11 protein-coding genes and 4 pseudogenes are annotated in these 10505 nt (G+C 56.0%); 8 read left to right on the plus strand and 7 right to left on the minus strand.

Annotated elements, in window-relative coordinates; translation table 11 throughout:
- Positions 1–255: 255 nt before the first annotated feature.
- A pseudogene (locus R6X40_RS31345) lies at positions 256–597 on the minus strand (DDE-type integrase/transposase/recombinase); the annotation flags it as partial.
- Between the two features lie 596 nt (positions 598–1193).
- On the opposite strand from R6X40_RS31345, the gene R6X40_RS31350 reads away from it, so the two are divergent.
- Together R6X40_RS31350 and R6X40_RS31355 are read left to right on the plus strand one after the other, a co-directional pair.
- Positions 1194–1808, plus strand: coding sequence for a hypothetical protein (locus R6X40_RS31350; protein ID WP_318419082.1), 615 nt, complete (start codon positions 1194–1196; stop codon positions 1806–1808).
- Positions 1809–1815: 7 nt separating this feature from the next.
- Complete coding sequence (locus tag R6X40_RS31355; protein ID WP_318419083.1) at positions 1816–2583, plus strand: CPBP family intramembrane glutamic endopeptidase; 768 nt, start codon at positions 1816–1818, stop codon at positions 2581–2583.
- A 251-nt stretch (positions 2584–2834) separates the two neighbouring features.
- Here the strand turns inward: R6X40_RS31355 and R6X40_RS31360 are convergent, their stop codons facing one another.
- The 3 genes and pseudogenes from R6X40_RS31360 to R6X40_RS31370 all read right to left on the minus strand — a co-directional run bounded on the left by R6X40_RS31360 (position 2835) and on the right by R6X40_RS31370 (position 5754).
- Positions 2835–3044 (minus strand): hypothetical protein, encoded by a 210-nt coding sequence (locus R6X40_RS31360; protein WP_318419084.1) that lies wholly within the window; start codon positions 3042–3044, stop codon positions 2835–2837.
- Positions 3034–4395: an IS110 family transposase gene (locus tag R6X40_RS31365; RefSeq protein WP_318419085.1), complete on the minus strand. Its 1362-nt coding sequence runs from the start codon at positions 4393–4395 to the stop codon at positions 3034–3036. Before R6X40_RS31365 ends, R6X40_RS31360 begins: the two co-directional genes overlap by 11 nt.
- 291 nt (positions 4396–4686) lie before the next feature.
- A pseudogene (locus R6X40_RS31370) lies at positions 4687–5754 on the minus strand (IS630 family transposase).
- Between the two features lie 28 nt (positions 5755–5782).
- On the opposite strand from R6X40_RS31370, the gene R6X40_RS31375 reads away from it, so the two are divergent.
- Together R6X40_RS31375 and R6X40_RS31380 are read left to right on the plus strand one after the other, a co-directional pair.
- Positions 5783–6145 (plus strand): helix-turn-helix transcriptional regulator, encoded by a 363-nt coding sequence (locus R6X40_RS31375; RefSeq protein WP_318419087.1) that lies wholly within the window; start codon positions 5783–5785, stop codon positions 6143–6145.
- Positions 6146–6306: 161 nt separating this feature from the next.
- A pseudogene (locus R6X40_RS31380) lies at positions 6307–6720 on the plus strand (IS21 family transposase); the annotation flags it as partial.
- Positions 6721–6812: 92 nt separating this feature from the next.
- Here R6X40_RS31380 and R6X40_RS31385 read toward each other — a convergent pair.
- Together R6X40_RS31385 and R6X40_RS31390 are read right to left on the minus strand one after the other, a co-directional pair.
- Positions 6813–7961 carry a hypothetical protein gene (locus R6X40_RS31385; RefSeq protein WP_318419088.1) on the minus strand — a complete coding sequence of 383 codons (1149 nt, stop codon included), beginning with the start codon at positions 7959–7961 and terminating at the stop codon, positions 6813–6815.
- Between the two features lie 75 nt (positions 7962–8036).
- Positions 8037–8483 carry a group III truncated hemoglobin gene (locus tag R6X40_RS31390; RefSeq protein WP_318419089.1) on the minus strand — a complete coding sequence of 149 codons (447 nt, stop codon included), beginning with the start codon at positions 8481–8483 and terminating at the stop codon, positions 8037–8039.
- A gap of 62 nt (positions 8484–8545) precedes the next feature.
- Here R6X40_RS31390 and R6X40_RS31395 point away from each other — a divergent pair, with 62 nt between their 5' ends.
- Genes R6X40_RS31395 through R6X40_RS31405 form a run of 3 tightly spaced genes read left to right on the plus strand, consistent with a single transcriptional unit; the run spans position 8546 to position 9544 of the window.
- Entirely contained in the window at positions 8546–8983 is a 438-nt protein-coding gene (locus R6X40_RS31395; RefSeq protein ID WP_318419091.1) for an Rrf2 family transcriptional regulator, read from the plus strand.
- Complete coding sequence (locus R6X40_RS31400; protein WP_318419093.1) at positions 8980–9300, plus strand: DUF6522 family protein; 321 nt, start codon at positions 8980–8982, stop codon at positions 9298–9300. The genes R6X40_RS31395 and R6X40_RS31400 overlap by 4 nt, the downstream gene beginning before the upstream one ends.
- Before the next feature lie 4 nt (positions 9301–9304).
- On the plus strand, positions 9305–9544 hold the full coding sequence (locus R6X40_RS31405; RefSeq protein ID WP_318419095.1) for a PRC-barrel domain-containing protein: 240 nt from the start codon (positions 9305–9307) through the stop codon (positions 9542–9544).
- Positions 9545–9703: 159 nt separating this feature from the next.
- Here the strand turns inward: R6X40_RS31405 and R6X40_RS31410 are convergent, their stop codons facing one another.
- The gene (locus tag R6X40_RS31410) at positions 9704–9970 is read right to left on the minus strand and encodes a transport-associated protein (protein WP_318419096.1); all 267 of its coding nucleotides are present in this window, start codon (positions 9968–9970) and stop codon (positions 9704–9706) included.
- A 343-nt stretch (positions 9971–10313) separates the two neighbouring features.
- On the opposite strand from R6X40_RS31410, the pseudogene R6X40_RS31415 reads away from it, so the two are divergent.
- Positions 10314–10505: pseudogene (locus tag R6X40_RS31415) on the plus strand (carbohydrate ABC transporter permease); the annotation flags it as partial.

Here is a 10505-nt window from a genome sequence, read left to right on the forward strand (position 1 = left end):
GCAAGCGCGCTTGATGCTGCATCCGACTGCCTTCAATTGCCGCAACACAACAAACCTTTTCGCCAATGCTCATGCCGACAAAGGATCCGCGGACACAAAATCAATTCGTGGACGCCCTCCTAGATGCCGTAATGCGCCGGCGCTTCCGAGTATGTAGCCAGATTGGTGGCTGTCCCGCAGAATGACGACGTTGAAACGGGATCCCAACGGGTCGGCCCCAAAAATCAAGCGAGGAACAGTCATGGACTCATTCGACACCTGCATGGCTGCGCTTCTCAGGTCGCGGTGATGGTCTGACGGAATATCATGGCGTGGAATGTGAAAGAAATTGGCGACGGGTTCATGAATGGAGACGAAACGCTGGAGATGTCGGGCTGACTTGGATCCCTTCATGATCCGCTCTCGCCGTCGTATCGGTTGATGGGAATTTTCAGCCCGGTTATTCAGACCTTTGTGCGAAAGCTATTCGACGCTGGGCATGATGTCGCGCTTTGCTGCGCCGTAGGATCGCAGCTTGTCAGCGATCATCACGCGCGGCGGATGACTCTGTTGTTTGAGAAGCTTTCGCATCACCCGCTTGGCTGTCTTGGCTGCGCGGAAACGCCCCCATGCCCAGGTATCAGCATCAAGCCGAGGGACAGGCTCGCCATCATCGCAAAAGGCGAGACCACGAAGCATTGACCGAAGAATGGTGATCTCAACGTGCTCCTGGTCAACCTGCTCGCTTTTCGCCTCAACACCGTCACCGCCATCACCAGCGCAAAAAACGCCGAAGATCTCGCCCCGCGCGATCAGCAGGTTTGATTCTGAGGAGAGCGCCTTTGCGGGCTGTCGACGGATCGTAGACGGACGGTATTGCTGAGGACAAAGCCTGTGCGATCAGAAGGGTGATGAGCAGGAACAAGGGCGGGCTGAGCGTGTCGTCGTATTGTTCGTCTGGACTATCGGCAAGCTCGGTGTGGGCATAACGCATCATCTCTAGCGGTCGTACGAGTGACCGCCACATGGTGATTGGGTAAAAGACCAGCTACGAGACTAGTTCGTATAGCAGTTCCTCCAGCGATTTCATCAATTTCATGGAGTCCAAGAAACGCTCTCCCCATTTCGCGCCAACCTATGTTCCCTACATCATTCGGACGGCTGGGCCGACGCAGTGTCATTCAACTTGAAGTCTGCTGGCATTTGGGCATTGTGTGTCCGTCGACTTTGTATTCTTTCAGGTGGGAGTGGCTTCCGTGCACAAATTCACAACAGCTTTTGGCGTTCTCGTCTTTGCCGCCATGTTCTCGCATTCGGTGGAGGCCAAGGTGCCTTTCTTCAATGCTTCCTGCCCCGGAAAAGTCGACGTGCATGCCGACACAGGCGGGCCGATCTACATCGGCGGCAAGCAAGCGAAGCTGAAACGCTTCAATGAAAACTATTATGAAGCCCGTCTCGGCAATATCACCGTTTCCGTTACCGTCAGCCCCGATGGCAGCCCCGATATTTCCTACACGGGAAAAGGCGGCGCGAATGGGGTATGCCAGGTCAAGACAAAGGGGGTTACAGACGACGCTACCCAAGACCAGGGAATGCCAGAGCAGCGGCCGCTCCGTAACACGAATGCCGTGGCGATGGGATCGTTGCCGGCATTCTGCAAAGGCGAAGCATCCGCCGCATTCGGGAGGAGACCGACCGAGATCACCACAAATATGGCATTCAGGAGCGGCAACCGCATTGTCGTCCAGGGGTATTATCCCGATGGAGAGGGGCAGAAGTTCTTCAATTGCTGGTTCGACCCCGATGGCAATTTCGTGTCCGTGAACTGATACAGATATGGCTTTAGACCCGGCATCTACACAGCCACTATCGCCGACGACCGACGATCTTCCATTTTATAACCATGAACCGTATCCGATCGTCCCGTTGGGCTGGGCGATTATCATCGCCGCTACAATTGTGGGCTCCATTCTCTTGACGGTTTCGCCAATGGCCGACCTACAGGGGGTGGCCTCACTCGTTCCGGCGATCCTTTTCGCCGTGGTGCCCTTGATCGCGCTCGCTTTGGTGTCTCATGGGCATCTGAACACTCTGTTTCGCCCGTACGGATTGGCGGCTCTGGGGCGTTCGGTCTTTTTCGCCGTAACCACAATGATCCTTTCGTCCGCAACGGCGTTGGCGTTGCAGTTCTTTATGACATTCGCGGTTAATCCGGTCATTGATGTCCTGGCCGTGGCCGGGCCATTCGATATCGCGCTGTTCATGCTGCGGACTTTCATTCAGTTGATTGGCGAGGAGGTCGTGACCATCCTACCGCTGCTCGCGGTCATGTGGACATGCTACACAAAGTTCGGTTGGGGGCGACGGGCCAGCCTCGCTGCTGGCATATTGGTGTCGACAGTCTGGTTTTGCTCGCTTCATCTGCCGACCTACGACTGGAACCTTATTCAATGCTTCGTCGTCATCGGTATCAGCCGTCTGGTCCTAACCTGGTCCTACATTCGCACGAGAAACCTTTGGGTCTCGGCTGGAGCACACATCATCAATGACTGGTCACTGTTCGCGATCAGCTTTGCTGGAAGCCACATGCCAATCGGCACATGATTATCCAAATCCAAACAGGTGATCACCATGCGTCGCCTAATGGGCTCCCCGGCACTGTAAAATTAACGGGCTGTCGATCGAACTTTGCGCTGCTCGCTTCCAAAGAATCATCAATTCCGGCAAAGTACTCCATGGCTGTTCCTCGCTTGATGTTTGGGCCCGACCAGCTCGCGCCCCGTCTCAACATCGTCATTCTGAGGGACAGCCACCAATCTGGCTACAATCTCGGAAGGGTCGGCCCATTACGGCATCTAGGTAATTGTCCAGGAGAGGTCGCCCGTTCTCTCTGCTTTTTCCGCCAGCTCCGGTACGAGCTTGCCGTCCATGTCGACGGTGAACAAGTTTTCGCCGACACCGTGGCTGGTCAGAGCCCAGCCATTCGACCCATTGAACGGGTCAACGCCACTGGTGATGGAGGTCGCGCCGACGCGCAATGGCTCGGTTGCCTTCCTAAGAAACACTCTCCGCATCGGGGATGGGATCAAGCTGGTAACCCAGGGCTCGAGCACGGCGCTGGAGGTTTGCCAAGACCCGACCTCGATGTCGCTCGTCATATGCCGCTGAACCAGGATCACGATAGGCCATGCCGAAGCGAAGGGCATTGTAGAAGAGCACAGCGATCTTTCGTGCGGTCGCCGTCACGGCTTTCTGCTTTCCGATACGTCCTGCCAACCGTCGATAAAATGCACCCAACGCCGTGTCGCTTCGGCCAATAGTGGTGGCCGCCAACCGCAAAAGTGCTGCAGCACGGCTCGATGACCGGCGTGTTCTCGACGAGAGAAGCCTGCCGCCAGATATCTTGTTGCCAGGAGCCAGGCAGAGCCACGATGTAAAGTGCTTGGCGGTTGGCCATGCCCGCAAATCTGTGCCGCACTCGCCGATCAACTTCAGGGCAAGTGATGAACCGAGGCCATGGATTTGCGTCAAGTCTGTCCCTACAAGGCCGTATAATGCGGCCCGGACATCAAAGGATGGCGTATTCGGCTGCTTCGTCTTCGTTCTGATCTTAGGCAACGGCGATTGTGGCTTCTCGACATTATGCGCGATTGTGGCGATCGCCTGCTCGAGCTTGCGATCGCATTCGAGCATCTTTTGCTGATAAAAGTCGTACAGGTCCAACGACTGGGAAAGCGCAAAAATGTGTTCATCCCGATCATTCCCAACCAGGGATGCCCGTATCGTTTCGACCGAGGAGTGACAACGGATATCGCGCAAGGATGCCAGCACATCCGGGTCTCGCTCGCCGGCAACGATTGCCCGTATGATCCTCATGCCTGTCACGCCAGTGATATCTGACACGACATGGTGAAGCTGAAGATTCATCTCCATCAACGCCTTTTGCATATGCTGGATATGAGCGGCCGCGTATTCGACCAACCGTTCTCGTTGCCGCAAATATGCACGCAGGGTGGCAATTTGCGCATTCGGCCGAAAGCTTCCTCGAAGCAGGCCATAGGAGTGCAGTTGGCGCAGCCATGCTGCATCGCTGACGTCGGTCTTGCGGCCCGGGACATTCTTGGCGTAGCGAGCATTCACTAGAATGACCTCGAAGCCGTGCTGCTCCAAAATCTCGTAAGCCGGTATCCAGTAGACACCTGTCGACTCCATGGCGACACTGGTAACCCCGCAGGATTTGAACCAGTGAGCGAGATCGTGCAGATCGTGGGTAAAAGTCCCGAAGGCGCGGATTGGCATGTCATCAGCGTCAGGATTGACGGCGGCCATATGCATAGTCGCGCCGATATCGATGGCGGCGGCTCTTGGGTTTATGCGCCTTAGATTCTGCGCGTTAGATGGTATTGTCTTGGGCATGACGTCTCCTCCTCTGGATCAAGGAGGGGCTGGGCCGCGCAAGTTCGCCATTTTCCTAACCGGGATCGCCACCGAAATGGCGTCACCACTCTCAAGTACGCAACAGCCCATGTGCCACGTTTTTTAACGGGGTGAACGCCTCCAAAAAGCAATCGGCAACTCCCCTCCAGCGATCAAAGTAGCACAACCTGTTTCTACCGCGCACAGGCGGACCAAGGCCCGTGATCGTTTTTTTTTTAGTAGGTCAACGACCACGATCACCGAAGTAAGAACCCCTAATACTAATTCTCATTATGCTTGACGGATTGGGGCGTGAGCCCATTCGCGCAGGCCGATAGACATGATACGCCACGGCTGAGCCGCGAGTTTTCGCCAGGCGTAGCAGCAGTGGTCGAGGATATCGTCGTATGACGTGAAGACGCGGTTTGACAGATAGTTGTCCCTGAGGAATTGCCACAGATTTTCGACCGGGTTCAGTTCCGGTGATCGGGGCGGCAATGGTAGGGTGCTGATATTCTCCGGCACGATCAGATTTGCCGAGAGATGCCAACCTGCTTGGTCCATCAGGAGCACGGAGTGGGCATCTGGAGCGACATTCCTGGATATTTCGACCAAATGCAGGTTCATGGCCTGGGTATCGCAGTGGGGAAGAACGAGTGCGGCACCCTTACCCTGTTTCGGGCAAATCGCACCGAAGATGTAGGCCGAACGCGTTCGTTGATCATGCGGAGCAGATGGCCGTGTCCCGCGCTTGGCCCAGCGACGCGTGATCTTGTTCTTCTGTCCTACTCGCGCTTCATCTGAAACCATATTTCTATTGTTTTGCCACCGACTTCGTTGGCAATTTCTGCCAGAGCGGCGGGGAGTTTTTTTTAAACTCTTCCTGAGCGTCCGGGTCCTGCGCATAGTGTTTCGGGCGGGCGGAAAGCTTGCGGTAGCCCAGGCCACGCAGTTCCCGGCTGAGTGTCTGAATGCTGACCAGGACGCGGAAATCTTCCCAAAGCCATTGCGTCAGATCGATCAGTCGGAACCGCACAATACCATCGACGGCTGGCGTCGGACCTCTCTCAACTCTGGCGGCCATAGCCTTGCGCTGCTCATCATTCAGCCTGCTTGGCGCTCCGGTGGATTTGCCATTCAACAAACCATCCGGCCCATGCGCATTGAACCGCACGACCAGTCGCGAACAATCTGCTGGGTCACACTGCCGACGCGGGCTGCCTCGCCGCGAGATACACCGTCATAGATGGTTGCCAGTGCCAAAAGTCGCCGCGCCTGATTGGCGTCTGTCGTGCGTCGCGCCAGTTGACGCAGCGTGTCCGCGTCATAGTCGCCTCGAAGCTCTATTCCATGTCGCATGCGGCAAATCTCCTTTGCCGCAGGATTCATGAAAATCGCTCAATGGGAATCCCAAAGAGTCAGATTTATTAGGAAGCGGTATAAGCCTTTAAACCGAATTGCACCCGCGCTGGAGGCATTGGCCGAATACTATGGCGATCGGTGGATCGTTGGGAAACTTGCCGACATCTGTTGCATGAGTGAATCAAATTTACGCCGCGTGTGGAAAGATGCGATTGGTCAAACACCGCAGGAATACATCATTGCTATGCGGATGCAGATGGCAGCCGCGCTGCTTAGATCACCTGGCCGCTCTGTCCTCGATGTTAGCATGATTGTTGCATTCGATTCACTGTCCAGCTTCAATCGCCTTTTCCCCCGACACTTCAAATGCACCCCCCTGCAGTGGTGAGAGCGGCGGTGCAAAAGTCGGCCACGGTAGCGGCGGGATAGTCCTGTTGCGCCGGAATAAAACCCGGCCACCTATTTACCCTTCTGCGACGAATGCAGGAGGGCCTGGGGATCTACACCGTGGAACTTTATCTGAAGGTGCGACTGGCTGTCTCGGAAGGGATGAGCCGGCGTCAGGCTGCGAAGCATTTCAACATATCTCGCGACAGTGTCGCCAAGATGGTGTCGTATTCGACGCCGCCTGGCTATCAGCGACGCTCATTAATCCAGCGGCCGAAGCTGGATGCGTTCGTTTCGACGATCGACCAGTGGCTCGATGCGGACATGCAGATGCCGCGCAAGCAGCGCCATACGGCCAAGCGGGTACTTGACCGGCTCCGGGACGAGCGCGGGTTCACCGGCGGCTACACGATCATCAAGGACTATATGCGCGAGCGGGATCAGCGCCGTCAGGAGGTATTCGTGCCGCTGGCTCATCCGCCTGGCCATGGGCAAGCCGATTTCGGCGAGGCGATGGTGGTCATCGGTGGCGTGGAGAGGAAAGCGCACTTCTTCGTGCTCGACCTGAGCGGATCCCTCCGCAACGAAAAAGCCGGTCAAGTTTAGGCGATAATCAACACCGCGCCACCACACCGTTGGTGAAAAAGACCGGGCCATCCGAAAATCGTTTATTCCGGCTGGCTCGCGCTATCCTGTGCGTCATGTGGATGCTCGACGTCAGGCGTGTGCGTAATCCGCTCGACGTCCGCAGCCGTAGTGCCTTGCGAACCGTAGAAGCCGGCATGCAGCCCCCAGTAACTAGCCACAAACAAGGTTAGGGCGACCGTCAGTCCGACAGGAACGCCGATAAGGGCCTTCTTCAGTTTGGGGAGGAAGAACACCTCCCTAGTGTGATCGGCCGCGATCGCCACGATGACAGCCATGATCAGGGCATGACCGATCAGATCGACGCGACCGAACGGATAAACAGCGGCGTTGAAAATCACAAACAGCGAAATGGCGGACAGACGACGGACGAGCGGTGTCCAGAGAAGCCCGAAACCCATGGTGAACTCCGCGACGCCAGCCATCGGAATGAACACGTCACGTGGCAGACCGAATGTCAGGAAGGGCTTCTCCAGGACGAGCGGGTAGAACCAGTCGGGATAGGCAAATTTCTCCAGGCTCGACCACATCAAGGCGATAGCGACTCCCCATCGCAACGCCTGGAACCTGTGCTTGCGCCATTCCGGTTTGGAGGAGGCCTCCAGCACGAGGTAAGCGGCCACGCCCACACCGAGCGCGAGGTAGTCGAGCAAGTGGAAAATGTCGTAGTCGCGAAGCGCCAGAAGCCAGAGGCCAATGATACCCGCCGCCGCAAGTGGCTGTGTCCGGCGCGAGAAGATCAACATGGCGATGAGAAGTTGCGCCCATGACACCATTTCCGAAGGCGTCTTGAGATCGGGTGTCAGGTAGACGCCGCCCACGGCAAAGATCGCCACGAAAAATGCGCCAATTACCACGCGGACAAAGTCGTCGAGGCGGCTCCAGAGCGGGTCCGACAACCGGTCCATGCCTCTCAGTATCGCCTCGCCGCCGCTTGTTTCCTCCACCGCCCGCGTCGCGAGAAAGAACAACAGAACCAACACAATGCCGAGCCAGAACCATGTGTTCGACAGAGTCGCACTGACCGGCTGTGGTGCCGCGCCGACGATGTAGGGCGCAAACCATTTGACGTGTGCCTGGGCGGGCCATGCCAGCAGCATCGCGGACGCTGCCCCGAGGGGAAGTACTCCTGTGCTCAGGCGGTGGGAAAAAATTGCGTCTCTGTAGGTCATGATGGTTCCAGTCGGGGAAGGTTTCCGCTTGTGACGAGCGAGGACGACCTATTTTTGTTAGCCAGAACGGCGAGCCTAGATCTGTCCCGCGATGCGTTTGGATCCTGCGATCTTCTTGAAATCGATCGCGTTCGGCCCGATGTTGAGGCTGATTTGAAGGCTGCTTGCAATCCGGTTGGCCCGGTCGATGAACAGGTCCGCAATCGCCCCCTCGCAATTGTCCTCCACCGCACTTCGAAACAGTGCCAGCCAGTGTTCAAAATGCGCGGGTTCAAGCCCGAGGTTGCGGTGCATAACGTGTGGCTGGCCGGTATATCGGCCAGTGCGCATCGTTACCGATGACCAGAAATCAATCATTGTCTTGATATGGGCATCCCAACGATTGGACAGGCGTTGCTCGAAAATTGCCCCCAGGACCGCGTCTTCACGAACACGACCGTAGAAATCACGCACAAGTCGTTCGATGATGGCCTCGGAAGGGACCTGCACAGGCGCGACGATAGCCATATTGCCCTCAATCATTGATGTCCCTCTTTCCTTATTCTGAAAAAGAGGTATTGTAAATGCATCTTTTGGAGATTGCCATGCGACTGACTGTCCATACCGATTACGGATTGCGCGTTCTTATGGCACTCGCCGTTGTTGATCATGGTCTCGTGACCATCGAGGAATTGGCCGCGCGGCACAGGATTTCCCGCAATCATCTCATGAAGGTCGCGCAGACCCTGGTAAACGTGAAGCTAGTCAAAAGCGTGCGAGGCCGCCGGGGAGGCCTCCTCTTGGCCCGGGATCCGGCCGACATCCGGATCGGTGATGTCGTGCGCGCGCTGGAGGTGGACATGGAGCTTGTCCCCTGTCTAGGAGATCGGAACGACACATGTGTGTTCACTGGAGTTTGTCGGCTGACCGGCGCCCTGCGGGGTGCCAGCGAGGCTTTTTTCGCAAGTCTCGATCAGTTCACGCTTGCCGATATGGTGTCGAGTCCTTCCAGTCTTCGCGAGCGGCTAGCGGTACCGGCATGAGCCCTCTTGTCGAAATCTCGCCAGACGGTGAGCAACCGCCCATCATTGTGAGCCGCGAAAGCACAGGCGACTTTATCCTCGATGCTATCGTTCTTGCTGAGCGGTTCGGTATTCCGCCCAGTGAGATGCGCTCCCTGATGGCCCGTGGCCTGATCAAGAGCACTGTGGAAATCGGGGAGGGCGAAGACAAAGGCACATGGCGCTTGTCTATCCGGTGTGGAAACCGCATCTGGTCGGCAATAGTGCAGGGAGACGGTCACATAACCAAGGCAACAATGAGATTTTCATCTGCCCGGTCGAAAACCGGAACTCGGTAAGAAAGTGTACGGCGCGAAAGACGAGGATATCGGCGAAGTCGACAAGTTGGTGCTAAACGCGGACGGATCCGTCAAACAGCTGGTGATGGATATCGGTGGATTCCTGGGGATGGGCGAACACCACATCGCCGTCCCGCTTGAATCCGTCAATATCATGCGAAACGAAAAAGGCGACGACGTTCGTGTGTATGTTGATTCAACCGAAGCGACGCTGAAGGCGCAGCCAGAATACAAAGACAACTAAAATTAGAATGGCCCGAGGCGAAACGCTTCGGGCCTTTTCACTGGCATGGATCGGGCCATGTTTCGGAAACCGACTGGGTAATATCAACAAACTATCGAAACCAACCGAAATTCAGGTTGGCCGATCAGGTTTCATACCGTCTCACTTAAATATTTCGGATCAGTGGTTGTGGCCCTGCTCGAAAATTCGAATTTGGATATTGTCGACGCCGACAATATCACCAGCGATTGAACTGATTTCATCGCCGCAGCCGTGGTAAGCAATTCCTTCGATAATCAAGTAGGGTCCGAGCATCCTAAACGTAAGGCGGGAGGTGTCGATATCACAGCCGTAGGCGATTGCTGCGCGAACCGCCGCGATCGTAGCGCGACTATCCGAAGGATAACCACTATTTCTGGACATTCCATCAGAGAAAATGAACACCATTCTGCTCCCCTTATTTTTATGCCGGTGATCGGCAGGGCTGTCTAAACTGGGTTCAAAGTGAACGTATCACGCATTTACCTGGAATACTCTCATTTTGGAGAATGCTGCCAGTTTTACCCTTCATATCGAGCCGGATACGACAAATCCGGCACTTGAATATTTTACACGTGTAAGATTTTAACCGCCCCTACGCCCTTCAGTCGCACCGTAAAAGGCAAGCGAACCCGGTATGGCATGCGATTTAAATCGCCGCGCCGGAGCAAATGACTGATCTGATGAAGTCCTTCTTCGAGACACTCCCTCGCGAGTTGAAGGACGCCGCATAGAAACGCTGGCGCGTTTCGTGGTGCCACTCGCACTTCGGGGCATCGGAACAACATTAGGGTTTGTCTTTGTGGAAGCATGGAGTGAACTCTTCCTGTCACTCACCCTCTTGAACACGGACGCGGAAAAGACGTTGCCCTCTGGTCTGATGGCGCTGTCGTCCAAACGCGGTGTGGATTGGGGACAGGTCAGCGCAGCCGGAATGTTGACG

The organism is Rhizobium sp. PL01, assembly GCF_033447125.1.
In the GTDB taxonomy this organism is placed as follows: Bacteria; Pseudomonadota; Alphaproteobacteria; order Rhizobiales; family Rhizobiaceae; genus Pararhizobium.